This window comes from Ensifer sp. B1-9 (genome assembly GCF_050474445.1).
Classification (GTDB): domain Bacteria; phylum Pseudomonadota; class Alphaproteobacteria; order Rhizobiales; family Rhizobiaceae; genus Ensifer.
Window position 1 is genome coordinate 333,203 of sequence record NZ_JBCHVG010000007.1, and the last position, 25,568, is coordinate 358,770.

At 63.7% G+C, this 25,568-nt stretch carries 22 protein-coding genes; 10 read left to right on the forward strand and 12 right to left on the reverse strand.

Translation table 11 applies throughout. From position 1 onward, the window contains the following. Nucleotides 1-200: 200 nt before the first annotated feature. Both ACQ5BM_RS15510 and ACQ5BM_RS15515 read right to left on the reverse strand, forming a co-directional pair. Nucleotides 201-851, reverse strand: a complete 651-nt coding sequence (locus ACQ5BM_RS15510) for a response regulator (RefSeq protein WP_429812723.1) — start codon at nucleotides 849-851, stop codon at nucleotides 201-203. 81 nt (nucleotides 852-932) lie between these two features. Continuing rightward, entirely contained in the window at nucleotides 933-1,352 is a 420-nt protein-coding gene (locus ACQ5BM_RS15515) for a hypothetical protein (RefSeq protein ID WP_429812726.1), read from the reverse strand. Nucleotides 1,353-1,521: 169 nt separating this feature from the next. Between ACQ5BM_RS15515 and ACQ5BM_RS15520 the strand changes: the two genes are divergently transcribed. Continuing rightward, the gene (locus ACQ5BM_RS15520) at nucleotides 1,522-1,869 is read left to right on the forward strand and encodes a DUF952 domain-containing protein (RefSeq protein ID WP_173515525.1); all 348 of its coding nucleotides are present in this window, start codon (nucleotides 1,522-1,524) and stop codon (nucleotides 1,867-1,869) included. Continuing rightward, nucleotides 1,866-2,951, forward strand: a complete 1,086-nt coding sequence (locus tag ACQ5BM_RS15525; protein WP_429812730.1) for a quinone-dependent dihydroorotate dehydrogenase — start codon at nucleotides 1,866-1,868, stop codon at nucleotides 2,949-2,951. The genes ACQ5BM_RS15520 and ACQ5BM_RS15525 overlap by 4 nt, the downstream gene beginning before the upstream one ends. Here ACQ5BM_RS15525 and ACQ5BM_RS15530 read toward each other — a convergent pair. The 3 genes from ACQ5BM_RS15530 to ACQ5BM_RS15540 form a co-directional block, all read right to left on the reverse strand. Continuing rightward, nucleotides 2,927-4,282, reverse strand: a complete 1,356-nt coding sequence (locus tag ACQ5BM_RS15530; RefSeq protein WP_429812732.1) for an MATE family efflux transporter — start codon at nucleotides 4,280-4,282, stop codon at nucleotides 2,927-2,929. The two genes, ACQ5BM_RS15525 and ACQ5BM_RS15530, sit on opposite strands and share 25 nt — an antisense overlap. A gap of 311 nt (nucleotides 4,283-4,593) precedes the next feature. Beyond that, on the reverse strand, nucleotides 4,594-5,097 hold the full coding sequence (locus ACQ5BM_RS15535; protein WP_429812735.1) for a CAP domain-containing protein: 504 nt from the start codon (nucleotides 5,095-5,097) through the stop codon (nucleotides 4,594-4,596). Nucleotides 5,098-5,099: 2 nt separating this feature from the next. Continuing rightward, the gene (locus ACQ5BM_RS15540) at nucleotides 5,100-5,366 is read right to left on the reverse strand and encodes a DUF6460 domain-containing protein (RefSeq protein WP_113132103.1); all 267 of its coding nucleotides are present in this window, start codon (nucleotides 5,364-5,366) and stop codon (nucleotides 5,100-5,102) included. A 162-nt stretch (nucleotides 5,367-5,528) separates the two neighbouring features. On the opposite strand from ACQ5BM_RS15540, the gene ACQ5BM_RS15545 reads away from it, so the two are divergent. Next, nucleotides 5,529-6,467: a methyltransferase gene (locus ACQ5BM_RS15545; protein ID WP_429812738.1), complete on the forward strand. Its 939-nt coding sequence runs from the start codon at nucleotides 5,529-5,531 to the stop codon at nucleotides 6,465-6,467. 106 nt (nucleotides 6,468-6,573) lie between these two features. Then, nucleotides 6,574-7,209 carry a YitT family protein gene (locus tag ACQ5BM_RS15550; RefSeq protein WP_429812741.1) on the forward strand — a complete coding sequence of 212 codons (636 nt, stop codon included), beginning with the start codon at nucleotides 6,574-6,576 and terminating at the stop codon, nucleotides 7,207-7,209. A gap of 14 nt (nucleotides 7,210-7,223) precedes the next feature. On the opposite strand, the gene ACQ5BM_RS15555 is transcribed toward ACQ5BM_RS15550, so the two are convergent. Then, nucleotides 7,224-7,688: a carboxymuconolactone decarboxylase family protein gene (locus tag ACQ5BM_RS15555; protein WP_429812744.1), complete on the reverse strand. Its 465-nt coding sequence runs from the start codon at nucleotides 7,686-7,688 to the stop codon at nucleotides 7,224-7,226. A gap of 45 nt (nucleotides 7,689-7,733) precedes the next feature. Beyond that, nucleotides 7,734-8,237, reverse strand: coding sequence for an Rrf2 family transcriptional regulator (locus tag ACQ5BM_RS15560; RefSeq protein ID WP_429812746.1), 504 nt, complete (start codon nucleotides 8,235-8,237; stop codon nucleotides 7,734-7,736). A 109-nt stretch (nucleotides 8,238-8,346) separates the two neighbouring features. On the opposite strand from ACQ5BM_RS15560, the gene ACQ5BM_RS15565 reads away from it, so the two are divergent. Next, the gene (locus ACQ5BM_RS15565) at nucleotides 8,347-10,899 is read left to right on the forward strand and encodes a ligase-associated DNA damage response DEXH box helicase (RefSeq protein ID WP_429812749.1); all 2,553 of its coding nucleotides are present in this window, start codon (nucleotides 8,347-8,349) and stop codon (nucleotides 10,897-10,899) included. Nucleotides 10,900-10,980: 81 nt separating this feature from the next. Further along, entirely contained in the window at nucleotides 10,981-11,706 is a 726-nt protein-coding gene (pdeM, locus tag ACQ5BM_RS15570; RefSeq protein WP_429812752.1) for a ligase-associated DNA damage response endonuclease PdeM, read from the forward strand. A 47-nt stretch (nucleotides 11,707-11,753) separates the two neighbouring features. Here pdeM and ACQ5BM_RS15575 read toward each other — a convergent pair whose 3' ends face one another. From ACQ5BM_RS15575 to ACQ5BM_RS15590, 4 genes are all read right to left on the reverse strand, one after another. Next, complete coding sequence (locus tag ACQ5BM_RS15575) at nucleotides 11,754-11,990, reverse strand: Lrp/AsnC ligand binding domain-containing protein (protein ID WP_065774359.1); 237 nt, start codon at nucleotides 11,988-11,990, stop codon at nucleotides 11,754-11,756. Nucleotides 11,991-12,189: 199 nt separating this feature from the next. Continuing rightward, the gene (locus tag ACQ5BM_RS15580; RefSeq protein ID WP_429812755.1) at nucleotides 12,190-12,996 is read right to left on the reverse strand and encodes a TIGR02186 family protein; all 807 of its coding nucleotides are present in this window, start codon (nucleotides 12,994-12,996) and stop codon (nucleotides 12,190-12,192) included. Beyond that, entirely contained in the window at nucleotides 12,996-13,922 is a 927-nt protein-coding gene (locus tag ACQ5BM_RS15585; protein ID WP_429812757.1) for a sulfite exporter TauE/SafE family protein, read from the reverse strand. Before ACQ5BM_RS15585 ends, ACQ5BM_RS15580 begins: the two co-directional genes overlap by 1 nt. Nucleotides 13,923-14,261: 339 nt before the next feature. Beyond that, entirely contained in the window at nucleotides 14,262-18,086 is a 3,825-nt protein-coding gene (locus ACQ5BM_RS15590) for a peptidoglycan-binding protein (RefSeq protein ID WP_429812759.1), read from the reverse strand. Between the two features lie 527 nt (nucleotides 18,087-18,613). Between ACQ5BM_RS15590 and ACQ5BM_RS15595 the strand changes: the two genes are divergently transcribed. From ACQ5BM_RS15595 to ACQ5BM_RS15610, 4 genes are all read left to right on the forward strand, one after another. After that, nucleotides 18,614-20,410 (forward strand): acyl-CoA dehydrogenase C-terminal domain-containing protein, encoded by a 1,797-nt coding sequence (locus tag ACQ5BM_RS15595; protein ID WP_429812761.1) that lies wholly within the window; start codon nucleotides 18,614-18,616, stop codon nucleotides 20,408-20,410. A 72-nt stretch (nucleotides 20,411-20,482) separates the two neighbouring features. Continuing rightward, the gene (locus ACQ5BM_RS15600) at nucleotides 20,483-21,691 is read left to right on the forward strand and encodes an acetyl-CoA C-acetyltransferase (RefSeq protein WP_429812764.1); all 1,209 of its coding nucleotides are present in this window, start codon (nucleotides 20,483-20,485) and stop codon (nucleotides 21,689-21,691) included. Nucleotides 21,692-21,693: 2 nt separating this feature from the next. Beyond that, entirely contained in the window at nucleotides 21,694-22,107 is a 414-nt protein-coding gene (locus tag ACQ5BM_RS15605; protein WP_429812767.1) for a YbaY family lipoprotein, read from the forward strand. A gap of 11 nt (nucleotides 22,108-22,118) precedes the next feature. After that, the gene (locus tag ACQ5BM_RS15610; protein ID WP_429812770.1) at nucleotides 22,119-24,335 is read left to right on the forward strand and encodes an FAD-dependent oxidoreductase; all 2,217 of its coding nucleotides are present in this window, start codon (nucleotides 22,119-22,121) and stop codon (nucleotides 24,333-24,335) included. 184 nt (nucleotides 24,336-24,519) lie between these two features. Here ACQ5BM_RS15610 and ACQ5BM_RS15615 read toward each other — a convergent pair whose 3' ends face one another. After that, nucleotides 24,520-25,404, reverse strand: a complete 885-nt coding sequence (locus ACQ5BM_RS15615) for a DMT family transporter (protein ID WP_429812773.1) — start codon at nucleotides 25,402-25,404, stop codon at nucleotides 24,520-24,522. Between the last annotated feature and the right edge of the window lie 164 nt (nucleotides 25,405-25,568).

A 25,568-nucleotide genomic window follows, 5' to 3' on the forward strand; every position in this document is an offset into this window, starting at 1 on the left:
GCTACAGTCCTCGATTTAAGGACAATGCATGCAGCCGTTCAGAGTGCTGCAGCGACCGTTGCGCGTCTGACAAGAGTACACGACACTCCCGTTCTCATGGTGCCGCTTTTGCATGCAGAAAGGGCGAAGGTATCTATCCCGCTCAACATCACTGGCGTGTTCTTGAGAGACGCGCGGCGCTGTAGGCTCGGCGTCGCGCCTCAAGCGGCGGCAACGGTACCGATCTTCGAGAGCTGGATCACCGCCTGGGTGCGGCTGTCGACATTGAGTTTCAGCAGGATCGCCGAGACATGGGCCTTGATGGTCGCCTCGGAGACGCCGAGCTCATAGGCGATCTGCTTGTTGAGCAGGCCCTCGCCCAACATGCTGAGGACGCGCGACTGCTGCGGTGTCAGCGTCTGCAGCCGCTGGAGCAGATCGGCGACTTCCGGTTCATATTCCTGGGCGTGATCGTAACCGGCCGGCACGAAGACCTCACCGGCCATCACTTTCTCGATGCCCTCGCGGATCTCCTCGATACCGGCCGACTTCGACAGGAAGCCGGACGCGCCGAGGTCGAGCGCGCGGTGGATCGTCGCCGGGTCATCATGGGCGGAAACCACCATGACCGGCAGGCTCGGAAACTCGGCGCGAAGCGCAATCAGGCCGGAAAGACCGCTGACACCGGGCATGGTCAGGTCCAGCAGCAGGAGATCGGCATCCGGACAATCGGCTGCCGCCTTGCGCGCGGCCGCGAAATCGCCCGCCTCGACGATGGAGGGGGCCCCTTCCATGCCGCTCAGCGCCTGGCGCATGGCGCCCCGAAACAGCGGATGATCGTCCGCGATGATGATGGTCATGTCCGGCGTCATGTCGCTCCCTCCCAAGAGCCCGGTCTGCGACCTGCACGCCTCCACGCGCCGATCCGCATCCCGCATGGCCGATCCGGTGTCTCAGGTCTTCTGCGGCTCCGTCGCGGGGTCGCTGCCTTCGAGATCCTTCACGATATCCATGAACTTGCGCATCATTCTTTCCATGATGCCCATTGTCCGGTCAATCTCTTCGTCGGTCGGAAGGTTCGGTTTCGCGATGCTTTCACCGGATTTGACGGCCTTTTCCAAGGTCTCAACCCGTTTGGTCAGGAGGTCGATCTCCAGCTCCAGCGCTGAGCGTTCGTCCGCTGCCATGCGGCAGACGAGTTCGCCATTCCTTTCCTGGCAGAGCGACACTTCGCCGGTTTGCGTATCAAGCCGCGCAATCCCGGTCTCGGATTTCTGCATGCTGTAGCGGCCGGGCGCCGGATCCTGCGCCAAGGCGATGCCGGCGGATGCCAGGCCGGCTCCGATCAGAAGTGCGACAGTAGCTATTCTCATGACGTCCTCTCCGTTGCGGTCCTTGCCAGATGACGTCCGGCACATGAACGGGAAGAGCGAAATCGATCTTCACCACCGATTATGCGCGAATCGACGCCCTTCTGCGATGGACAATCGCCGATATTTGCGGCAAGGCCACGACAGAAGATTACGGGGGCAGACGGGCACAATGGGTTCCATCATCTACAAGATCGTTCCGGCCTCGCTGTGGCAGGAAGCCAAGCGTAGCGGACGCTTCGACGGCGCACCCGTCGACCTCGCCGACGGCTTCATCCATTTCTCCACCGCCGAACAGGCCGTGGAAACGGCAGCGCGGCATTTCGAGGGACAGGAAGGCCTGCTTCTGGTCGCTGTCGACGGCGACGCGCTCGGCGAGGAACTGGTCTACGAACCCTCGCGCGGCGGCGCCCTCTTCCCGCATCTCTATGCCCCCCTCTTCCTGTCCGCCGTGGTCTGGGAAAAACCCCTGCCGCTTGGCGCCGATGGCCTGCATATCTTCCCGGAACTTGACGCATGAATCCGCTTACCAATCTCGCCCGCCGCGGCCTCTTCCTGTTCGATCCCGAGACCGCGCACGGCCTGTCGATCAAGGCGCTAAGGTCCGGGCTCGTGCCGAGCTGTCCGGCCAAGGCCGACAAACGACTTTCCCAGACGGTCGCCGGCATCGACTTCCCGAACCCGATCGGCATGGCTGCCGGCTATGACAAGAATGCCGAGGTGCCGGAGGCGCTCCTGAAGATCGGTTTCGGCTTCACCGAGATCGGCACCGTCACGCCGAAGCCGCAAGCCGGAAACGACAAGCCGCGCATCTTCCGGTTGGTTGAGGACGAGGCCGTCATCAACCGCCTCGGCTTCAACAACGAGGGCCACGGCGCGGCCCTCGCACGGCTCAAGGCCTGCTCGCGCGCGGCGCTGATCGGCGTCAATATCGGCGCCAACAAGGATAGCGCCGACCGTGTTGCCGATTATGTGAACGGCATTCACACGTTCTATTCCGTCGCCCGCTACTTCACCGCCAACATCTCCTCGCCGAACACGCCGGGCCTGCGCGACCTTCAGGCGCGCGAGAGCCTCGCCGCTTTGCTGTCCGCCGTGCTCGCCGCCCGCGACGAGGAAGCCCGCAGCAGCAACCGGTATGTTCCGGTGTTCCTGAAGATCGCGCCTGATCTGACGGAAGAAGGCATGGACGACATTGCGGCCGAAGTTCTCGCCCACAATCTCGACGGCCTGATCGTCTCCAATACGACGCTGTCGCGCGAGGGCCTGAAGGACCAGCGCCAGGCGAAGGAAGCCGGCGGCCTCTCCGGCAAGCCTCTCTTCGAGAAATCGACGGCGGTCCTTGCCCGCATGCGCAAGCGCGTCGGGCCAAATCTTCCAATCATCGGGGTCGGCGGTGTCAGTTCGGCCGAGACCGCGGCGGAAAAAATCCGCGCCGGCGCCGACCTGATCCAACTCTATTCCTGCATGGTCTATGAAGGCCCTGCCCTGCCGGGCCGCATCGTGCGTGGCCTTTCCGATCTCTGCGACCGCGAACGGCTCGGCTCGATCCGCGACATCCGCGACAGCCGTCTCGACTACTGGGCGGGCAGGAAAGTCTGACGCGCCTTCGCCGGAATTCTCGATAGCAGGAAGAGGCCGCGCATCAGCAGGAAGAGGTTGAGGCCGGCCCAGAGCCCGTGGTTGCCGAAGACGGGCACCAACACGGCCAGTGCCACGACATAGCCGACGAAGGCCGCGACCATCATGTTGCGCATCTCGCGCGACCAGGTGGCACCGATGAAGACGCCGTCCATCAGGAAGGCGAGCGCGCCCGTCACCGCCGTCATCGCCGCCCACGGCAGATATTCGTAGGCGACAGCGCGAACGTCGGCCGCCGTCGTCAGGAGATCGATCAGCCGGTCACCGAACAGTAGCAAGCCCGCGGTCGTCAGGAGCGCGAGCCCCAGCGACCAGGCGGCCGTCAGCCGCAGCGCACGGTCGAAAGCCGGACGGTAATGGGCGCCGATCGAACGGCCGATCAACTGTTCGGCAGCATTGGCGAGGCCATCGAGGTAATAGCCGGCCACCAGGAAGATCGTCATCAGTACCGCGTTTGCCGCAAGCGTCACCGGCCCGAAGGCGGTGCCGATGCGCGTCATCAGCGTGAACGCGGCGAGCAGAACGAAAGAGCGGATCATGATGTCGCGGTTGAGGCCGAAGAGCGGCTTCAAGCGTTCGCGATCGAAGATCAGCGCCCAGCCCGGTGCGTCCTTACGATCGAAGCGACCATAGACGATGGCAAAGCCGGCGAGTGCGCCGATCACCTCGCCGGTGACGGTTGCGAGCGCCACACCCATCACGCCCCAGCCGAGGATGAGGCCAAGCAGGATCGACAGGACGATGTTGATCCCGTTGATCAGCGTCTGCAGCATCAGGCCGACCGTGCCTTCGCCGCGACCGAGGACAAAGCCGAGAATGGCATAGTTCGCAAGGGCGGCCGGCGCCGAAATGATGCGACAGAGAAAATAGGTACTGGTTACGGCGGCCACCTCCGGCCCAGGCCCCATCAGCCAGAGACCGCCGGACAACAGAAGCGGCGAAATGAGAAGACTGACCGTGCCGCAAACGAGCGCGATGATCAGCGACCGCCAGAACACCGCCTGCTGCTCGCGCCGGTCGCCACGGCCATAGGCCTGGGCGACGAGACCCGTGGTCGCCGCGCGCAGGAAATTGAAGGTGGTGAAGATCAGGTCGAACATCACGGCGCCGACCGCGAGCCCAGCCAGCAGCGTCGCCTGCCCCATGCGCCCGACGACGGCCGTATCGACGAGACCGAGCAATGGTGTCGTCAGGAAGCCGAGCGTCATCGGCAGCGCAATCGCCAGGATCAACCGATGGGTGACATGAAAGGCTCCGGCGGTATCGCGCGGCAGGGCGGAGGAAGCGGTCATCGAACGGTCCGGCGTGATGGGTGATGTGACGACCGTTGTAGGGACAGAGGATGGGCCGATGCAAGTTAGCATGTTATGGCGACAAACGTCTCAGCCCCTCAACTGCCCCTCACTCTACCCTCCTCCCCAGGCAGGGAGAGGGGACGTGCGCAGCCGCAGGGCCGCATCCGGGCTGCTAACGGACAAGCTGTGTCATCGAGGACGAAATGGGGGACCGAGCGATTGCCGCGCGTGCCCTTCTCCCCGCCTGCGGGGAGAAGGTGGCCGGCAGGCCGGATGAGGGGCAAAGCTCTATGCGAGCGGAAGAGCGCTCAGCCCGACAGCACCATCGCCCAAAAGGGGCGGTTGTCGGAGGCCGCGTTCTGGGCGACGGCAACGCCGAGGCCGCGATAGTTACCGAGCATGTTTTCGAGATGCTTCGGCGACTTGTACCAGGCGTCATAGGCGCGTTCGGCGTCGTCCTGGCCCATGGCGATGTTTTCGGCCGCCGGCAGGGTTACGCCCTGGCCCTTCATGCGGTCGTAGAAACTGTCGTTCCAGCCGATGAGATGCTGCATTTTGCCGACCTTGGCCATGCGCACCGCCTGGTTCATCGCTGCGATCGAGGCCGCATGGTCCACCACCAGCTCGGTCAGCCCCTTGCCCTTGCGCAGCCTGTTGACATAACCGAGGCTCGCCTCGGTCTGGTCGCTGCTGGTGCCGCTTTCAGGCGTCAGCGCCTTCGACGTCGTGCAGCCGGCCAGCGCGCCGAGCGAGAGAATGGCGGTTGCGCGCAGCAGGCCGCGGCGTTCGATCAGAAGAAACCGGTCGTGCATCATCAGCGCCGGTAGCTCAGAACACGCAGGATCACGAAGGCCGGCACGACGATCGCGGCACCCAGCAGCAGATAGTCACCCACCCGGCCAAGCGCGGCAAAGCCGGTGTACCAGAGGTCGAGCAGGAAGTTGCGGACCGCGAAATAGATATCGGTCGGATACCAGCCGAAGACGGTCATGACGAAGCCGACGAGGATCGACACCACGACGAGCTTGACCAGCACGCGCAGCGGCGAGTCACCCAAGAATCTGTTCATTCCGTCCGACATCCGCGAACTTCTCCTGTTTGTCTTCACATAAGCCGCGATCGGCAGCGTCGCAAGTCATTGGATCCGGCAGGCACGGCCCTAGCTTCCGTTTGCGCCAGATTCCGCTTGTGTTTTGCGGCTTCCGGCGTCAGAAGCGCTGATCGCAACCAATATCTCACATTGATGACGCTCAACCAGCTCTCCTCCGGCGACCTGATCGCCGACCGCCGCGCCGACTACGCAAAAATGCTTGCCGAAGGCGGCGAGCCCGGAAGCGCGGCCGAACTCATGGCACAGGCGCTGGAACGGGCGCCGGACTGGGCAGCCGGCTGGTTTCGGCTCGCGGACTATGAGGAAAAATCGGGCCGGAAAGAGGCGGCAATCGACGCACTCAGAAAAACCCTGGAGCTCAGCCCCGAGGACATCTTTGGCGCCGGCCTGAAGCTGGCGCTTCTCGGCGCCGCCGCGATGCCGGAACAGCCGCCAAGCCTTTATGTCGAACGGCTCTTCGACGACTATGCCGACCGCTTCGACAAGGCCCTGGTAGAGAAGCTCGGCTATACCGTGCCGCAGAAGCTTGCAGCACTGATCCAAAGCCACGTGGGAGGCCTCATCTTCGAGCATGTGACGGATCTCGGCTGCGGCACCGGCCTCTTCGGCGAACGCATCCGCGATCAGGCACAATTTCTCGAAGGTTTCGACATCTCCATCAACATGCTCGCCAAGGCCGAGGCGAAATCCACCTATGATCGGCTGGCACGCGCCGATCTTTCACTCCCGCCGGAGACCTCCGGCATCTTCGGCAACTTCGCTCCCGCCCGGGCCGATCTCGTCAGCGCCGCCGACGTTCTCATGTATCTCGGCAATCTCGACAGCGTCTTCGACATTACCCTCCGACTGCTTGCCGCCGATGGCTACTTTGCCTTTTCCGTAGAGGATGCGGGCGATGGCGGGGATTTCTTGCTGCGGCCCTCGCTGCGCTATGCCCATAGCGAAGCCTATATCCGCGGCCTCTGCGCGGCGCATGGGCTGGAGCTCAAGGCCATCGAGCGCACCATCATTCGCATGGATGCCGGCGAACCGGTTTTCGGTATCCTGTTTCTGGCGCGCAAGCCTGCGTAAAACGCAAGGCAGGATCGCAAAAATAAGTCAGCATTACTGACATATTTTTCTTGATTGTTGTTGTGCATTGCAGCATTGCTGCGGTCATCGCAATCGAGGTTTTGCCATGGCTCAGATCAGCAGCGTTTTCGGTCTCTGGAACACCAGCCCGACCCGGCACACGCCGGTCGAGGACCTGCAGGGAATTTTCAGCGGCAGCCTGATCGCCGCTCTCGGCCTTTACTTTCTCGCAAGCGCCGGCCTGCTCACCGGCAGCACGGCGGGCGTCGCCTTCCTGCTGCACTATGCGTTCGGCATCAATTTCGGTCTTGCCTTCTTCCTGCTCAACCTGCCGTTCTTCTATCTCTCCTGGAAGCGGCTCGGTCCTGCCTTTACGGTCAAGACCTTCATTGCAATCGCCCTGACCTCGTTCCTCACCGACGTCCAGTCGCGCCTCTTCCAGATCGGCACGATCCAGCCCGCCTGGGCGGCGTTGCTCGGCGGCCTGCTGCTCGGCTACGGGTTGCTGGCGCTCTATCGCCACCGCGCCAGCCTCGGCGGCGTCGGCATTCTCGGCATCTACCTGCAGGAGCGTTTCGGCATCCGGGCCGGCCTCGTGCAGCTTGCGATCGACATGGTCGTGCTTGTCGCCGCCTTCGGCGTGACATCGCCCACCGTCGTCGCCTGGTCGGTACTCGGCGCGGTCGTCCTGAACCTGTTCGTGGCCATCAACCACCGCGCCGATCGCTACATCGCGCTTTAAGAGCGACGCGAGAACTAAGCGGCCTTTGCCGGCGCGTCGACCGGATGCTGGGAGCGGAAGCCGACGGCGATCCGGTTCCAGGTGTTGATCACGCCGATCGCGACCGTGATCTTGGTGATTTCGGCCTCGGTGAAATGTTCCTTCAACGGCTCGAAGTCTTCGTCCGGCGCACGCGTCTGGGCGATGTTGGTAAGCGCTTCCGTCCAGGCGAGCACGGCGCGTTCGCGCGCATCGTAGATCGGCGATTCTCGCCAGGTGCAGATCAGGTGAATCCATTGCTCGCTGAGGCCGCTATGGCGCGCCTCCTTCACATGCATGTCGACGCAGTAGGCGCAGCCGTTGATCTGCGAGGCCCGAAGCTTGATCAGGTGGATGAGGCGGGGCTCCAGGCCCGAGTCCTTGACGACGTATTTATCCAGCGCCACGACGGCCTTGTACGCATCCGGGGCAGCTTCGACGAAATTGAAACGCGGTTGCATGCACTTCTCCTTGGGTTGAAGGGAACTTCTGGGGTAGCGCCGATCTCAAGCGCCGGTGGCTGACCGGCGTTCGTGGATCTCAAGGAACGCATTGGTTCTTGCGGCAATGCTGCCGTCATCCTTGGCGTTCAAATCGTCCAGGATGCCGGCGATCGTCATCCGCCGGAGTTCGGCGCGATAGGCCTGCTCGGCCTTCAGCATCGCGACATTGATCATGCAGGGCGCGGTCGGCTTGCAGGCATAGGGGTTGGGACCGCGCAGGCGGATCTCGTTGCAACGGAACGCCGGCTCCGGTCCCTCGACCGCGAGCACGATGTCGAGCAGGGTGATTTTCTCCGGCTTGCGGGCAAGGCGATATCCGCCCTTCGGTCCCGGCACGGCTTCCAACACCCCTGCCCCCGACATCGCCTGCAAATGCTTCAGGAGATAGCTGGTCGAGACGCCATGAAACTCGGCAAGTGCTGCGGCCGACAGCGTGCTGCCCGGCTGCAGGCAACTCAACATGGTCACGCTGTGAATGGCCTGCTCGACCCCATCACCGAGTTTCATGCCTGCCTCCTTAATCGTGGATAATTTTTATCTACGATATGCGCGGTCGTCAACTCGGTTGCTGGTGGTCTCGCCTGCAGGCTTCTCTTTTGGTGGATTTGATCTACCTTTGTTCTCCGTGAACAGGATCGATTCCCCAGAGCTGCAGGGCGACGCCCTAACCCTGCCCGCCCCCTTTCTACGCTGGTTCGGCGAAAAGGGCTGGCGGCCACGCGCCCACCAGCTCGAGCTGCTCGCACGCGCCGAGGCAGGCGAAAGCACGCTGCTGATCGCGCCGACGGGCGCCGGCAAGACACTGGCCGGCTTCCTGCCGTCGCTCGTCGATCTCACCCGTCGCGGCAGGATCCCGCCCGGCTCCGCCTTCGTCGGCATCCACACGCTCTATATCTCACCCTTGAAGGCACTTGCCGTCGATATCGAGCGCAACCTGATGAAGCCGGTCGGCGAAATGGGCCTGCCGGTCCGCGTCGAGAACCGCACCGGCGACACGCCGACCGCCAAGCGCCAGCGGCAGAAACTCAATCCGCCGGACATCCTGCTGACGACGCCGGAACAGCTGGCGCTGTTGCTCGCCAATGGCGAGGCGACGCGCTTCTTTCGAGACCTGCGCTATGTCGTCTTCGACGAATTGCATTCGCTCGTCACGTCGAAGCGTGGCCATCTGCTGTCCCTCGGCCTCGCGCGGCTTCGCCGGCTGGCGCCGCGGCTGCAGACGATCGGGCTCTCGGCGACGGTTTCGGACCCGATGGATCTGCAGCGCTGGCTGGCGCCACAGGAACCGGACACGAACAATCATGCCGGTCTCGTGCTCGTGGAAGGTGGCGCCAAGCCGCAGATCTCCATCCTCAAGACGGAGGAACACGTGCCCTGGGCGGGACACTCGGCGCGCTACGCGATCGCCGATGTCTACGCCGCGATCAAGGAGCACGGCACCACCCTGCTCTTCGTCAACACCCGCAGCCAGGCAGAGCTTCTGTTTCAGGAACTCTGGACGATCAACGACGACAATCTGCCGATCGCGCTGCACCACGGTTCGCTCGATGTCGCCCAGCGCCGTAAGGTCGAGGCGGCGATGGCGGAGAACCGGCTGCGCGCCGTGGTCGCCACGTCGACGCTCGACCTCGGCATCGACTGGGGCGACGTCGATCTCGTCGTGCATGTCGGCGCGCCGAAGGGCGCAAGCCGCCTTGCCCAGCGCATCGGCCGCGCCAACCACCGCATGGACGAACCGTCGAAGGCGATCCTAGTGCCGGCCAACCGCTTCGAGGTGATGGAATGCCAGGCAGCGCTCGACGCCAATTATATCGGCGCGCAGGACACGCCGCCGGTCGGCAAGGGCGCGCTCGACGTGCTCGCCCAGCATGTGCTCGGCATGGCCTGCGCCGCACCTTTCGACCCGCTGTCGCTCTACGACGAGATCACCACCGCCTCGCCCTACATGACGCTTGCCTGGGAGACCTTCGAACGGGTGATCGACTTCGTCGCGACCGGCGGCTACGCACTGAAAACCTATGAGCGCTATGCCCGCATCCGCAAGACCAAGGACGGGCTCTACCGCGTCTCCAATCCGCTGGTGGCGCAGCAGTATAGGCTGAACGTCGGTACCATCGTCGAGTCGCCGATGCTGAACGTGCGCATGGTCAAGCGCAACCAGCGCGGCTCGCTCGGCCGCGGCGGCATGTCGCTCGGCAAGGTCGAAGAATATTTCCTCGAAATGCTCTCCCAGGGCGACACCTTCATGTTCTCCGGCAAGGTGCTGCGCTTCGAAGGCATCCGCGAGAACGAATGCCTCGTCAGCCAGGCCTTTACCTTTGACCCGAAGGTGCCGAGCTATGCCGGCGGAAAATTTCCGCTCTCGACATATTTGGCGCAGCAAGTGCGCAAGATGCTCGCGGACCCGGCACGCAGGGCAGCGCTGCCGGAACAGGTGCGCGACTGGCTGTCGCTGCAGAAGGACATCTCGATGCTGCCGCGCGAGGACGAACTCCTGATCGAAACTTTCCCGCGCGGCAGCCGCCACTACATGGTCGCCTACGCCTTCGAAGGACGACTGGCGCACCAGACGCTCGGCATGCTGCTCACCCGTCGCCTCGACCGCGCCGGTTTGAAGCCGCTCGGCTTCGTCGCGACGGATTATTCTCTGGCGGTCTGGGCGCTCGACGACCTCGGCGCCACCTTCGAGCTTCGGCGCGGCGCACTTGCCGAACTCTTCGACGAGGACATGCTGGGCGACGACCTCGAAGCCTGGCTGAACGAATCGTTCCTCCTCAAACGCACCTTCCGCAATTGCGCCGTCATCGCCGGTCTGATCGACCAGCGCCATCCTGGCAAGGAAAAGACCGGCCGGCAGGTGACGGTTTCGGCCGACCTCATTTACGACGTATTGCACGCGCACGAGCCGGACCACCTGCTGCTCGAGGCGACCCGCAACGATGCGGCAACGGGGCTTTTGGACATCGCCCGGCTGGGGGATATGCTGAAGCGAATCAAGGGCCACATCACCCATCGACGGCTTGACCGGATCTCGCCGCTGGCGGTGCCCGTGATGCTGGAGATCGGCAAGGAAATGGTTCAGGGCGAGGCCCAGGACTTCCTGCTTTCGGAGGCCGCCGACGACCTGATCAGCGAGGCGATGGGCGTCGGACATGATGTGGATCGATAGGAAAGTCGTTTTGAGAAAGAGCAGTCTGTCGCTTTGGGCGGGTTACCCCCCTCTGGCCGTGCAACGTGCGAGACCGTGACCATGCACCGCCTCGTTCACACCCTATCGGCTCCGATGACAGCTCCCCTCCTTCAGGCGCAGACGATCGTCAACGGCGTCGCGGCGATCTGCGATCCGCTCGGCGGCCTGTATCTGCCGGAGACGGGCACGCTCGTCGTTTCCGACCTTCACCTGGAAAAAGGCTCCGCCTTCGCCCGCCGCGGCATGCTTTTGCCGCCCTACGATACGCTTGCGACCCTGCGCGTACTGGAGGCGGCGATCGCCCGTCATGACCCGAAGCTCGTCATCAGCCTCGGCGACAATTTTCACGATCGCGTCGGCTCGGCGGTGATGCCGGATACCTTCCGGCACATGATTGCATCGATGGCGCATGGACGCGAATGGGTCTGGATCAACGGCAATCACGACCCGGACGGTGCCTTTGGGCTCCCGGGCGCCTCGATGGACGAGCTCAGCCATGCGGGCCTCGTCTTCCGGCACGAGCCGAGGCGCGGCGAAGCCGTCGGCGAAATCGCCGGCCATCTGCACCCGGCAGCAACGGTGGTGAGACGCGACAGGGCCGTGCGCCGAGCCTGCTTTGCGACGGATGGCACGCGCATGCTGATGCCCGCCTTCGGCGTCACGACCGGCGGGCTCGACCTCCGGCATCGGGCGATGACCGGCCTTTTCGACCGCAGCAAACTTGTCGCCCATATGCTCGGACGCGACCGGATCTATTCGGTCCGCTTTGCCAATCTGATTGCCTGACGTTTGGGAAAGCATGCGGTTCCGTCCGCACGCCGCCGCGGCCCCGGTCAGAACGCGTTGAAGGTCAGCGTCGTCAGCGAGCGCGAGATGCCCGGCACTGTGGCAATGTTGTCGTTGATGAACTTGCCGATGTCCTGGCCTTCTTCGATGTAGATCTTGATGATCAGGTCGTAGTCGCCGCTCGTCGAATACATTTCCGAAACGATTTCCTTGCGGTAGATCTCGTCAGCGACCTCGTAGGTCTTGCCGGGAGCGCACTGCAACTGGACAAAAATCGGTTTCATCGGGCTTCCTCTGCCTGTGTCGCGTCGCTTGCCGCCACAAGCGCAAGCATCGCTTTCTCGAACCCTGCGCCCTTCGGCGCGGCGCGTTCAGATCAACATCTTAGGGATGTCCCGGTACTTTATCCCTGAAACATCCTACTGCCCTTTCTTTAAACGCGCGCCGGGAAAAAGGAAACGCAAGGCCAGCGCCTGCCCCAAACTATTCCTTACGGAAGATGAAGCTCGCACCCCAGCCGGTAACGACTGCGAGCAGCACGGCAACGAGGCCGTAGAAAAGCGGTTGCTGATGCGCTGCCTGGGTAATGAACTGTTCCAGGCCAGTCTTGACGACACGCAGCGGCAGCGCCTTGGCGGCAACGAAGACGCCATCGCGAAAGAGGTAGGCGCGCACCACGTGGACACCGTTCGGGACGTTGGCCGGCAGACGCACCGAAGCCTTGAACAGGCTGGCACTGATGAACTGCACGCCGCCCGGATCGCGTTCATAGACGCCGCTCGTCTCACGGATGCGGCGGAAGGCGTTGCGGAACTCGCCGAGATTGCTGCCGTCGCCGACGAAGCCGAGCGGCACCAGCCGCATGTGATCGACGCCGATGCCCATATTGCCCATCTCGCCGGGCGGCGCGATCGTCTCGATATCGCGCGTCGACGACAGCGAATAGGATTCCGGCACCAGCTCGAAGGTCATGGAGCTGGTGTTCACCCAGATGCCGAAGACGCGCTCCTTCTTGCGCACCGTCGCATTGTCCTTCGGGCCTTCGAGCGACACGATGATGTTGTACCTGCCCTGGGCCAGCAGCCCCTGGTCGAAGCCGTCAACAGCGCCGAAGATCGTCAGATCCGCGCCGCGAAAATCCGACGTGATGGCGATCTCGTCGGTGGAGATGCCGATCTCCAGCTTTTCAGTGAGGTCGGCGTTTTCATCCTGAAGCGCGGCATCGGCCGGCGCCGCCAGGGCCAAGGCGAAGGCGAAAAGAACGAGGGCTGTGCGAGCGAAGCGGATCATCAGAAACCGAACCCCGCTGATACGACCGAATAGATGTCCTTCGGCGGGATGACGAGTTCGATCGCCAGACGAATGCCGACGGCAAGAACGAGGAGCGCCAGCAGCGCACGCAATTGTTCGCCGCGCAGCTTCTGGCCGACGCGCACGCCATATTGCGCGCCGATGACCCCGGCGATCATCAGGACGAAGGCGAGCACGATGTCGACGGTGTAGTTGGTCGATGCCTGGACAATCACCGTATAGGCGGAGACGAAGACGATCTGGAACAGTGATGTGCCGACGACGACGTTGGTCGGGATGCGCAGCAGATAGATCATCGCCGGCACCATGATGAAGCCGCCGCCGACGCCCATGACCGAAGTCAGGATGCCGATGCAAAAGCCGAGGAAGGCGACCGGAATGACGCTGAGATAGATCTTCGACTTCTTGAAGCGCATCTTCAGCGGCAGGCCGTGCACCCAGTTGTGCTGGCCGGGGCGACGCAAGGTCGTCGCCTGGTTCTTGGCGGCCTTGCGCATGGCGGTGATGCTTTCCCAGAGCATCAGGCCGCCGACGGTACCGAGCAGCAGGACGTAAAGCAGCGAAATCACCAGATCGAGCTGGCCGAGGCGGCGCAGCAGCGAAAACAGCCAGACGCCGACCGTGGCGCCTGCAAGACCGCCGCATAGGAGTACCGTGCCGAGCTTGATGTCGATGGTGCCGCGCCGGAAATGGGTGATCGCGCCCGAGATCGACGAGGCCACCACCTGGTTGGCGCCGGTCGCCACCGCCACGACGGGCGGAATATTATAGAAGATCAGGAGCGGCGTGATCAGGAAGCCGCCGCCGACGCCGAACATGCCGGATAGAAAGCCGACGGCTGCGCCCATACCGAGAATGATGAGTATGTTCACCGACAACTCTGCGATGGGCAGATAGATCGTCACGCCGGGTCCTCGATATGCCAATGGCCCGCAATGCGGGCAAACCGGTTAGTGTGGCAAGCAATTCACCACGAATGAGGGATTATTCGAAAGGCCGGCACCTCTCCCGAGGGCGAGGCGGCCTCCGTCATGCACTCCTGCAGCGTTGCGCTTCCACCAGGACGTGCCAAGGTCACGGTCGGACCTTGATTGCTGCATCAATTCTTCCCTAGCCTGATTCCGATTAAGGAATTATGCAGCAGGCCTGACATTTCAACCTTTTCAGCCACATGGCAGACAGCTTCGCCACCCGCAATCCGTGTCGCCCGGTTCTGCGGCTTTATTACGGCGCAAGCCCAAAGCTCAGGAATTGCGCTTCAGCAATTCCTTGACCAGTTGTTCGGTGATTTCGCCCGTCGGCTCCTGGCCGATCGACTTCTGGAAGGCCTTGATGGCAGCCACGGTCTTCTTGCCCATCTGGCCGTCCGGCTTGCCGGCATCGAAACCGTTGTTGTTCAGGATCGCCTGGATGTTGCGGACCGCCTTGGTCATGTCGACGCTGGCAGTCTTGTTGGCCGGGCCGACCCAGGCATCCGGAACATCGACCGTGTTCGCCTTGGCGTCGACCGGCTGCGCCTTCCAGGCATCGGCCTTTGCCTTGGCGCTTTCGAGCTGCTCAGGCTTCATCGCCTTGGCAACTTCGTCACGCTTGGCGGCGGCATCCATATCGCCTTCGCGGGCGGCGGCCGAGAACCACTTGTAGGATTCCGTCAGGTCCTGCGGCACGCCGTTGCCCCGCGCGTAGAGGACGGCGAGATTGAATTGGCTGTCGCGAATACCGAGTTCGGCGGCCTTCGCGAACCACTTCGTTGCCTCGGCGAAGTCAGGCGAACCATTGCGGCCGCTCGCCAGCATGACTGCTAGATTGTGCATGGCGCTGGCGTTGCCCTGGCCGGCGGCGGAAAGATAAAGCGCCTTGGCCTTGGCGGCGTCACGCGTTACGCCCATGCCTTTTTCATACATGCTCGCGAGACGGTACTGCGCGGGAACGACGCCAGCGTCTGCGGCGCGCTGATACCATTTGGCGGCTTCCGCCATGTTTTCAGGTACACCGCGGCCCTCGCTGAAGCGGGCGCCGATTTCGAAGAAGGCAAGCGGGTCTCCGCCCTTGGCGGCCGTCACCAGAGCGGCCGGGCCGAAACCCTCCGGCAGCACGATCTCGCTCGGTGCAGCCACCGGCGCAAGTGCCGTCACCGCCGCGCCATTGGCCGGCGAACTGACAACAGCAGCGCCATCGGCGGGTGCGTTGCCGACCGGTGTCGGCTGGAATTCGGAGGCTGGTGACGCAGTTTTCGTTTCTGCGGCCGGCGCAAGCATCGGTGCTTTTTCTTCAGCCGGGGTCGCGATGGTGGTCGTCGGCACGGCCGTTGCCGGTACCGAGATCGAAGTTTCGGATACCTTCGCTGATGCTTCGACGGAATCGAGAGGTGCTGCGACAGCGGGCTCGGATGCCGTGACGGGGGTCGCAGCCGGGGCCACGGCCGCCGTCTGCGGCAGGAGGTCGTCCACGATCTTGTTTTCGCGCGATTCCGGCACCGCCCGCTGCTCGATGATCGCCGCCGGCTCCGCCGGTGCGGTCTCGTGCTTCTTCAGCATGTTGCTGACCAGCGGGTAGGACATGATCGCCAGCAGCACCGCACCGACGGCCATCAGGATCGGCCGGCGGTGGCGAGCGAAAGCGCCACCGATGCCGGAGGCCTTGCCGCCTTGCCCCACCTTGTTCAGGGTGTCGGCTTCTTCGACCGCGAGCTGGGCGGCACGGCGGGCGGCGGCGATGAAATCCGACTTGTCGCCGTCGGCAGGCTGAACACCCGCCTTGCTCATCTGGCCGGCGCGCACGCGTTCCAGGATCTTCTTGACGTCGGGAACACCGGAACCCGGCTCCAGGAGCTGATTGGCTTCCTCGGGCGCAAGCATTTCGGAGGGATCGATCGACGGCGTCGGCTCGACGATCTGCCGGGCCTGTTCCGGCACCGGCTCGGAGCGCTTGCCAGAGAAACGCCGGGTGAGACCGGCAAGCAGGCCGGTGCGGCTTGCCGCGGCCGGTTCGCGCACGTCTTCGACTTCAACGGTCGAGACCTGCTGGTCATCGGCAAAAGCCGTTGCCGGCTCGCCGGTCTGCGCAACCACAGCCTGATCTTCGGCCTGCAAGGCGCGGACGTTGCGCTGCAGATCCTCGTAACGGTCGTCGAGATCGTTGCCGCGGAAGGGGTCGTCGAATTCCGGTTGTGCGGCCTTGGGCATCTGCGCGGGTTCGCGCAGCATCGCTGTTTCTGCCCGCACGGGCATTGCCGGCTCGCGATTTTCGATGCGCTCCAGCTTGTCGGCGATATGCACGAGGGTCTCGTGCAGCGCCTCGAAGGTGCGCGCCGTGCGCTCTTCGCTGGAGCGGCTCAGGTCTTCCAGCGTGCGAAGATCCTCGGCAAGCGCCGAGATGGCGGCGAGATCTCCGCCGGCGCCCCGGGGGGAGCCGTTCTTGGCATAGGCTTCCATCACCGCTTCGGCCGCCTGGCGGGCGGCCTCGACGATGTATTCGTCGCTGGTCGAGAGGTAATCCTCGAGCGCACTCATGCGGTTTTCGAAATCGACGGGCATGGCGCTCGCGGTAATGTCTGCGCGCGGCTGGCTGACCAGCGTCGACAGATTGGCGATCTGCGCTTCGAGATTCTGCAGGGCGGCGCGATCGTCGAACGGAGCAGCGTGCGTCTCTTCCAGACGCTGAGCGATGCCGGCCAGCCGATCTTCCAGGCGGTCGAAGCGCGGGTCGGATGCCGGTTGACCGCCATGGGCGTCAAGTTCGTCGATGCGGCGCGCCAGATAGTCGAGCCGTTCGGCCAGCGCGTCGTTGACGCTGCCCTGATCCAGGGCCTCGATCTTGCGAGAAATGTCCGACAGGTAATCGCCGAGATCCGCCTGCGCGGTCCTGTTGCTGCGCTCCATCAGCAGCGAAAGCTGGTCGAGACGTTCCTCCAGCCGCGCGGCAGCCTTTTCGCTCGCGAGGTCCTCGACCCGGGCCGTCAAGGCCTCCAGGCGTGCGCCGAGGCCGGAATCGTTCGGGCGCGACAGGCTGTCGATCTGGCGGGAAAGGTCGCCGAGCCGGCTTTCCAGCCGATTGACGAAACCACCGTCGAGACCGGTCGTCGTGCGGCTGTTGGCGGCGATGGCGCGGCTGATCTCGTCGAGCCGGCTGTCGAGATCGGCAAATTGCGAAACGAGACGACGGTCGTCGGGCTGGATCTGGCGGCCCAGCATTTCGATCGCCTGGGCAACGGCGATCAGCTTGTCTTCCAGCGCGTCGACGGCGGAGCTGTTCTTCAGCGAACCGATCTGCGACTTGATCTCGTCAAGCCGATAGGCCAGCGCCACCAGTTCGTCGTCGCGGTTCTGGTCAAAGGCGATCAACCGGTCCTCGACGCCGTTCCAGCGGCTCTCCATGCGGCGCATGCTGTCTTCACGCGCCAGGCCGTCGATCATGGCGCGCAGCTCGTCGAAGTCGCCGCGCAGCGCGTCGGCCTGGGCCGGGGAGGCCTGGCGACCGAGCTGCTGGATGCTGTCGGCGAGGCGCTGCATGTCGCCGCGCACGTCTTCGGCGAAGCTGTGATCCTGCGCCTGGGCCTTGATGCCGCGAATTTCGGACCGCAGCGAATTCATCTCACGCGTCAGCCCGTCGGTGATGTCGCGCTTGAGATCCTGGCGCAGACCGACCAGCGCTTCGGCAATATCGTTGACGGCCGACGACGGACGCTGCGGCTGGCTGTGAAGCGGCTGCCGGCTCGGCTCGTCGACGAAGCGGTCGGAGACCGGGCGCTCAGCAGTGTAACGTTCCGGCTCGCGCTGCGGCGGCCGGTCGCGAAGGGAGGGGCGCTCGCGCGAAGCACTGAGGCTGCGCTGGCGCTGCATGATCTCGGCGACGGCGTCGCGGGGCGTTACCGGTTCTCTGGCTGGTTCGCGGGCGGGCAGGCGCTCGCGCTCGGGCGGCCTTGGCGCCGTCTCGCGCGCGGCGCCGCTCATCAGGCCTTCGATCCGCGCCTCAAGTCCTTCGATGGTGCGGTTCAAGGCGTCAAGCGACGGCCGCTCGCTATAGGACTGGCTGCCTGCGCGCTGAGGATTTGATCGCGATCCATTCATGGTGTTCTTCGCCCCTGTCGTCGGCCATCTCGAAAGTCGTCACGGAAGAAAACAGCTTTCTTCACCCCTGTGGCGCTTCCGACGTGGGCAAAGCTACAACGACACGACGCCAGGACTCGTTGCAGCTTCGACCATCTCAACACGCACCTTTCATGAAACGTGGTAAACAAGCCGTTAACCTGCCCGTGATTTTTTAACGATTTGGCAGGATCGGCCGTGAGCGCAGGTCTCCGGCGCCCCTCTCCGCTCCCCCGGGTATCCGCGACGAAACTTCGCAGTCCGCACTTTTTGACGTTTACGCAAACGTCAAAATTTTGTAGCATCCTGCCAACGATGCGAGACCGCCTAGAGCATCCGGCTTTCACGTGGAATCACTGGAAGCGGAAAGATGCTCTAGAATCAAAGTGCTAGGGCGTCCCTTATACGTTCGTCCGAACGCAGGGCGCCCTAGAGGAGGGTGGCGCATCCGGCATCCTGCAACCGGGCGTCGACGACGAGACGCCCGAAGCACCAAAGGCGAGGAAAGAATGCCCATCTACAAGGCTCCAGTCGACGACACCCTTTTCATCCTGAACGACGTGCTCGGCATCGAACGCTACAACAATCTTCCGGGCTTCGCCGACGCGACGCCCGACATGATCGAAGCGATCGTCGGCGAAGCCGCCAAGCTCGCTGAAGAGGTTCTGTTCCCGATCAACCTCTCCGGCGACCAGGAAGGCTGCAAGCGCCACGACGACGCGTCGGTCAGCGTGCCGAAGGGGTTCAAGGAAGCCTTCGATCTCTACCGTGAAGGCGGCTGGCTCGGCCTTGCCGTGCACGAGGAATTCGGCGGCCAGGGCCTGCCCTATACGCTGCACACCGCCGTCGGCGAATACATGTCCTCGGCCAACATGGCGCTGACCATGTATCCGGGCCTCACCCAGGGCGCGATCGCCGCGATCCTCGTTCACGGTTCGGACGAACAGAAGCAGGCCTATCTGCCGAAGATGGTGGCCGGCACCTGGACCGGCACGATGAACCTGACCGAACCGCATTGCGGCACCGACCTCGGCCTGCTGCGCACCAAGGCAGTGCCCGCCGGCAACGGCACCTACAAGATTTCCGGCCAGAAGATCTTCATCTCGGCCGGCGAACACGACATGTCGGACAACATTATCCACCTGGTGCTTGCCCGCATCGAGGGCGCGCCGGAAGGCGTGAAGGGCATCTCGCTGTTCATCGTGCCGAAGTTCAAGCTGAATGCCGACGGCGAGCCGGGCGAACGCAACGGCGTTTCCTGCGGCGCGATCGAACACAAGATGGGCATCCACGGCAACGCCACCTGCGTCATGAACTACGACGAGGCCGAGGGCTATCTGATCGGCGCCGAGAACAAGGGCCTCAACGCCATGTTCGTGATGATGAACGAGGCCCGCCTCGGCGTCGGTATGCAGGGCCTCTCGATCGCGGAAGTCGCCTATCAGAACGCCGCCAACTATGCCCGCGACCGCATCCAGGGCCGCTCGCTTTCCGGCCCGAAGGCGCCGGATAAGAAAGCCGACCCGATCATCGTGCATCCGGACGTCCGCCGCACGCTGATGACGATCAAGGCCTTCAACGAAGCCGGTCGCGCCTTCACGCTGTGGACCGCGCTGAAGTCCGACATCGCCCACCGTTCCGACAATGAAGCCGATCGCCAGACCGCCGATGACATCCTCGGTCTGATGACGCCGATCCTGAAGGGGGTGCTGACCGACAAGGGCTTCGACCACGCCGTCATGGCGCAGCAGATGTTCGGCGGCCACGGCTACATCGAAGAACACGGCATGAGCCAATATGTCCGCGATGCCCGTATCGCCATGATCTACGAAGGCGCCAATGGCATCCAGGCGCTCGACCTCGTCGGCCGCAAGCTGGCCTTGAACGGCGGCCGTGCCGTCATGGCGCTGTTCAAGGAGATCGGCGACTTCTGCGAGGAAAACCGCAGCAACGAGAAGCTCGCCGCCTATACCAAGGCGCTGAAGAAGGGCCTCAACGACCTGCAGGCCGCCACCATGTGGTTCATGCAGAACGCCATGGCCAAGCCGGATAATGCCGGCGCCGGCTCGACCGACTACATGCACCTCTTCGGCCTCGTCGTGCTTGGCTACATGTGGGCGAAGATCGCCAAGACCGCCGAGGAAAAACTTGCCTCTGGCGAAACGGCGCGCGCAGACTATCTGAGGAACAAGCTGATCACCGCGACCTTCTTCATGGAAAGGATCCTGCCGGAAACGGCCCTGCGCAAAGCCCGCATCGAAACCGGTGCCGACACGCTGATGGCGCTCGACGCGGCCGCTTTCTAATCTCGCCGCGGACTCGATCTAAAATGTTTTGACTGGCGGCACCTTCCGGTGCTGCCGAAAGGGAGATGAGACATGACGAAAGTCTTCGTTTACGACCACGTGCGCACGCCGCGCGGCCGTGGCAAGAAGGACGGATCGCTGCACGAAGTGCCCTCCGTTCGCCTCGCCGCCAAGATGCTGGAAGCGGTGCGTGACCGCAACGACCTCGATACGTCGACCGTGGACGACATCATCATGGGCTGCGTCGATCCGGTGATGGATGCCGGTTCGGTTATCCCGAAGGCCGCCGCCTTCGAAGCCGGTTATTCCACCCGTGCACCGGGCATGCAGATCTCGCGCTTCTGCGCCTCCGGTCTCGATGCCATCAACTTCGGTGCGGCCAAGATCGCCCAGGGCGCAGACGACATCGTGATTGCCGGCGGCGTCGAGAGCATGTCGCGCGTCGGCCTCGGCATGTCCGGCGGTTCCTGGTTCATGGACCCGTCGGTCAACCTGCCGGCGTTCTTCATGCCGCAGGGCGTCTCGGCCGATCTGATCGCCACGAAGTACGGCTTCAGCCGAGACGACGTCGATGCCTATGCGGTGGAAAGCCAGAAGCGCGCGGCGCATTCCTGGGAGAAGGGCTACTTCAAGAAGTCCGTCGTTCCGGTCAAGGACCAGAACGGCCTGACGATCCTCGACCGTGACGAACATATGCGTCCCGGCACCGACATGCAGGCGCTCGCCGCGCTCAACCCGTCGTTCCAGATGCCGGGTGAGATGGGCGGCTTCGAGGCCGTCGGCATCCAGGCGCATCCCGAAATCGAGAAGATCAACTACGTGCACCATGCCGGCAACTCCTCCGGCATCGTCGACGGCGCCGCAGCCGTGCTGCTCGGCTCCAAGGCCGGCGGCGAGAGCATGGGCCTGAAGCCCCGCGCCCGCATCCGCGCCTTCGCCAATATCGGCTCCGATCCGGCGCTGATGCTGACCGGCCCGGTCGATGTCACCGAAAAGCTTCTGAAGCGCGCCGACATGAAACTGTCGGACATCGATCTCTTCGAGCTCAACGAAGCCTTCGCCGCAGTCGTGCTGCGCTACATGCAGGCCTTCGACATCCCGCACGACAAGATCAACGTCAACGGCGGCGCGATCGCCATGGGCCATCCGCTCGGCGCCACCGGCGCGATGATCCTCGGCACCGTGCTCGACGAACTGGAACGCCGCGATCTCAACACCGCGCTCGTGACATTGTGCATCGGTGCCGGCATGGGCACGGCCACGGTCATCGAAAGGGTCTGACGATGGATGTGATGCGCCGCACGCTTCTCGGACTGATGGGCCTGGGGCTGCTTGCAGCCGCCGGCTGCGTCTCCGACGAGGAAGAGGGCGGCGATAGCTTCACGCTCACCGGTGCGATCACCAATGTCGCCAGCGGTCCGGTTCCGGCCGGCACCGTCACCATAAGGCTCGAGGAACAGGGCGTCGCCGACGCCGCCGCCAAGCTGATTGCCGAGACATCGGTCGTCAGCGATGGCAAGGCTACCCGCGTGCCCTTCGTGCTGCAGGTGCCGAAGCCCGAGGTCGACAAGGCCGCCGATGCGGGCTTCACCATCCGCGTCGAGCGCGACGGGCGGCTGATCGCCACCAATACCAGCAAACAACGTTACAGCGGCGGATCGAACGTCTCGCTGCAGATCGAACCCATTCTCTACTGAGGGGGAGAACCATGACGCAATACACCAATTTCAAGATCGAGACCGACGCCGACGGCATCGCGCTCGTCACCTGGGACATGCCTGAGAAGTCGATGAACGTCTTCACCCAGGAGGTAATGGAAGAGCTCAACGCCATCGTCGATGCGACCACCGCCGACGCAGCGGTCAAGGGCGTCGTCTTCACATCCGGCAAGTCGAGCTTCTCCGGCGGCGCGGACCTGTCGATGATCAAGTCGATGTTCACCTTCCAGCAGGAGGAGAAGAAGAAGGATCCGGACAACGCCGCCCAGAAGCTCTTCGACCTGGTCGGCCGCATGACCGGGCTCTTCCGCAAGCTCGAAACCTCGGGCAAGCCCTGGGTCTCGGCGATCAACGGCACCTGCATGGGCGGCGCCTTCGAGCTGTCGCTCGCCTGCCACGGCCGCGTCGCCTCCAATTCAAAATCGGTGAAGATCGCTCTTCCGGAAGTCAAGGTCGGCATCTTCCCGGGCGCCGGCGGCACCCAGCGCGTGCCGCGTCTCACCAACGCGCAGGACGCCCTGCAGATGATGACGACAGGCTCGTCGCTGACGGCAGCGCGTGCCAAGGCGCTTGGCCTCGTGCACGAAGTCGTCGACGCCGACAAGCTCATCGACGCCGCCAAGGCGATGATCAAGAATGGCCTGAAGCCGGTGCAGCCCTGGGACGAGAAGGGCTACAAGGTTCCGGGCGGCGGCATCTGGACGCCCGCCTCGGCCCAGCTCTGGCCGGCTGCCTCCGGCATCCTGCGCCGCGAGACCTATGGCAACTATCCGGGCGCCATCGCCATCCTGAAATGCGTCTATGAGGGCCTGCAGGTGCCGTTCGATACGGCCTTGAAGATCGAGCAGCGCTACTTCACCGAGATCCTTCAGACGACCGAAGCCTTCTCGATGATCCGCTCGCTGTTCGTCTCGATGCAGGAGCTCGGCAAGGGCGCCCGCCGGCCGGCCGGCGTGCCGAAGTCGGAGTTCAAGCATGTGGGCGTGGTCGGCGCCGGCTTCATGGGCGCCTCGATCGCCTATGTGACGGCCGCCGCCGGCATCCCCGTGACACTGATCGACCGCGACATGGAAGCCGCCGAAAAGGGCAAGGCCCACTCGGAAGGCCTGGTCAAGGATTCGATCGGCAAGGGCCGCCTGACCAAGGAAGAAGGCGAAGCGCTGCTTGCCCTCATCACGCCGTCGGCCGACTACAACGACCTCAAGAGCGCCGGCCTCGTCGTCGAGGCGGTGTTCGAGGATCGCCAGGTCAAGAAGGACGTGATCGAGAAGGTGGAAGCGGTGATCGCCGAAGACGCGATCTTCGCCTCCAACACCTCGACGCTGCCGATCACCGGCCTTGCCAAGAACTCCAAGCGCCCCGGCCAGTTCATCGGCATCCATTTCTTCTCGCCGGTCGAGAAGATGATGCTGACGGAAGTGATCCTCGGCAAGGAGAGCGGCGACAAGGCGCTCGCCACGGCACTCGACTATGTCGCCGCGATCAAGAAGACGCCGATCGTCGTCAATGACACCCGCGGCTTCTATGTCAACCGCTGCGTCTTCCGCTACATCCACGAAGCCTATGACATGCTGATCGAAGGCGTGCCGCCGGCGATGATCGAGAATGCCGCCAAGATGGCCGGCATGCCGGTTGGTCCGCTGTCGCTCAACGACGAGGTGGCGATCGATCTCAGCCAGAAGATCCTGAAGGCCACCGTCGCCGACCTCGGCGAAAAGGCCGTCGATCCCAAGCACATGGCGCTGATCAACAAGATGGTCGACGAGCTCGACCGTCGCGGCCGCAAGAACGGCAAAGGCTTCTACGAGTACCCGGCAAAGCCCGCCAAGAAGTACCTGTGGCCGGAGCTGAAGACGCTCTATCCGCAGAAGAACGCCGAAAAGATCGACGTCGAGGTGCTGAAGCAGCGCTTCCTGGCGACGATCGCGCTCGAGGCCGCCCGCACCATGGAAGAAGGCATCGTTACCGACCCGCGCGAAGCGGATGTCGGCTCGATCCTCGGCTTCGGCTTCGCGCCTTACACCGGCGGTACGCTCTCCTACATCGACGGCATGGGCGTGAAGGCCTTCGTCAAGATGTGCGAGAAGCTTGCCAAGGACTATGGCGACCATTTCAAGCCGACGGCGCTCCTGAAGGAGATGGCCGAACGCGGCGAGACCTTCTACGGCCGCTTCGACCCCTACGGCGAGAAGAAGCAGGCGGCGTAAGCCAAGTTCATCGAAGGAAGCAGGCCCCCTCGCGGGGCCTGTTTTCGTTTCGGGCCTCGGCTTTCCGGCGACGCGCGTCGTTGCTGACATCCGCCCGCGCGAAGGTCTCCGCATCTACGAGGAAACGGTGGAGCGCCGCTACATGACCTCTGAGGCCGTCCGATCCACGGGAAGCCGTCCAGGTTTAGGCAACAGCGCCGGCGCGACGGTGCGCCAGGCGTTCGCCGACGATGATCAGCAGACCGGCCGCGAAGATCAGGCCGGCGCCGGCAAAGACGTTGACGGCCGGGACGTCACCCCAGATCAGGAAGCCGAGGCCGAAGGCCCAGACGAGCGAGGTGTATTCGAAGGGCGCGATCACCGAGATCGGCGCCCGGCGCATGCCCTCGAACAGCGCGTACTGGGCGATGCCGGCGATCACGCCGGTTCCCGCCATCAGCGCGATGTCGAAGAGCGCCGGCGGCGTCCAGAAGAAGCCGACCGCAAGCCCGGTCATCGCGATGAAGAAAACATTGGAGATCGTCATCTGCACCAAGGTCGTTTCCTGGAGCGCCGTCTTGCGCAGCATGACGGTTCCGATCGCCCAGAAGACGGCGGCGGCGAGCGCCAGGAACACGGGCAGCGACAGCTTCACGCCGGTGCCGAGCGGATCACAGGCGATGAGCACGCCGACGAAGCCGACGAAAACGGCGAACCAGCGGATCGGCGGCACGTCCTCCTTCAGGATCGGCACGGCGAGCAGCGTCACGATGATCGGCGCGGCATAGTAGAGCGTCGTCATCTCCGCGAGGCCGAGATCGCGCGCCGCGTTGAAATAGGAAAGCCAGGCGGCGAGCAGCAGCAGATTGCGCACGAACAGCGGCTTGATCACTGGGGACGTCACGGCGTTGCGCACCAGCTTGCCGCGGCCAATGATCAGGCAAAGCGCGAGGATGGTGATGCTGCGGGTAAACAGGATCTGCCAGACCGAATAGCCGACGACGAGCCATTTGACCGACGCATCCTGCAACGAGAACAGGAAATAGGAAAACGTCGTCATGACGATGCCTGACAATACGGTCTTGTTCATGGAAGCCTCGATCGCGCCGGCGGGAAGAAGAGCGGCAGCCGAGGTCTGATAGCGCGACCGTGATACACGCGGAAGGGGTGTTTCGCGGCCGGTTGTGGCGATTTCTTGGGATGGTTTGCCGGAAGGATCGGAGAACGCGCTTGATGGAGATCAAGATCGGGCGC

Excerpts from the sequence above, each read along its gene's own strand:
- ACQ5BM_RS15510 (WP_429812723.1), bottom strand. The coding sequence starts at position 851 with ATGACGCCGGACATGACCATCATCATCGCGGACGATCATCCGCTGTTT.
- ACQ5BM_RS15515 (WP_429812726.1), bottom strand. The coding sequence starts at position 1,352 with ATGAGAATAGCTACTGTCGCACTTCTGATCGGAGCCGGCCTGGCATCC.
- ACQ5BM_RS15520 (WP_173515525.1), top strand. The coding sequence starts at position 1,522 with ATGGGTTCCATCATCTACAAGATCGTTCCGGCCTCGCTGTGGCAGGAA.
- ACQ5BM_RS15525 (WP_429812730.1), top strand. The coding sequence starts at position 1,866 with ATGAATCCGCTTACCAATCTCGCCCGCCGCGGCCTCTTCCTGTTCGAT.
- ACQ5BM_RS15530 (WP_429812732.1), bottom strand. The coding sequence starts at position 4,282 with ATGACCGCTTCCTCCGCCCTGCCGCGCGATACCGCCGGAGCCTTTCAT.
- ACQ5BM_RS15535 (WP_429812735.1), bottom strand. The coding sequence starts at position 5,097 with ATGCACGACCGGTTTCTTCTGATCGAACGCCGCGGCCTGCTGCGCGCA.
- ACQ5BM_RS15540 (WP_113132103.1), bottom strand. The coding sequence starts at position 5,366 with ATGTCGGACGGAATGAACAGATTCTTGGGTGACTCGCCGCTGCGCGTG.
- ACQ5BM_RS15545 (WP_429812738.1), top strand. The coding sequence starts at position 5,529 with ATGACGCTCAACCAGCTCTCCTCCGGCGACCTGATCGCCGACCGCCGC.
- ACQ5BM_RS15550 (WP_429812741.1), top strand. The coding sequence starts at position 6,574 with ATGGCTCAGATCAGCAGCGTTTTCGGTCTCTGGAACACCAGCCCGACC.
- ACQ5BM_RS15555 (WP_429812744.1), bottom strand. The coding sequence starts at position 7,688 with ATGCAACCGCGTTTCAATTTCGTCGAAGCTGCCCCGGATGCGTACAAG.
- ACQ5BM_RS15560 (WP_429812746.1), bottom strand. The coding sequence starts at position 8,237 with ATGAAACTCGGTGATGGGGTCGAGCAGGCCATTCACAGCGTGACCATG.
- pdeM (WP_429812752.1), top strand. The coding sequence starts at position 10,981 with ATGCACCGCCTCGTTCACACCCTATCGGCTCCGATGACAGCTCCCCTC.
- ACQ5BM_RS15575 (WP_065774359.1), bottom strand. The coding sequence starts at position 11,990 with ATGAAACCGATTTTTGTCCAGTTGCAGTGCGCTCCCGGCAAGACCTAC.
- ACQ5BM_RS15580 (WP_429812755.1), bottom strand. The coding sequence starts at position 12,996 with ATGATCCGCTTCGCTCGCACAGCCCTCGTTCTTTTCGCCTTCGCCTTG.
- ACQ5BM_RS15590 (WP_429812759.1), bottom strand. The coding sequence starts at position 18,086 with ATGAATGGATCGCGATCAAATCCTCAGCGCGCAGGCAGCCAGTCCTAT.
- ACQ5BM_RS15595 (WP_429812761.1), top strand. The coding sequence starts at position 18,614 with ATGCCCATCTACAAGGCTCCAGTCGACGACACCCTTTTCATCCTGAAC.
- ACQ5BM_RS15600 (WP_429812764.1), top strand. The coding sequence starts at position 20,483 with ATGACGAAAGTCTTCGTTTACGACCACGTGCGCACGCCGCGCGGCCGT.
- ACQ5BM_RS15605 (WP_429812767.1), top strand. The coding sequence starts at position 21,694 with ATGGATGTGATGCGCCGCACGCTTCTCGGACTGATGGGCCTGGGGCTG.
- ACQ5BM_RS15610 (WP_429812770.1), top strand. The coding sequence starts at position 22,119 with ATGACGCAATACACCAATTTCAAGATCGAGACCGACGCCGACGGCATC.
- ACQ5BM_RS15615 (WP_429812773.1), bottom strand. The coding sequence starts at position 25,404 with ATGAACAAGACCGTATTGTCAGGCATCGTCATGACGACGTTTTCCTAT.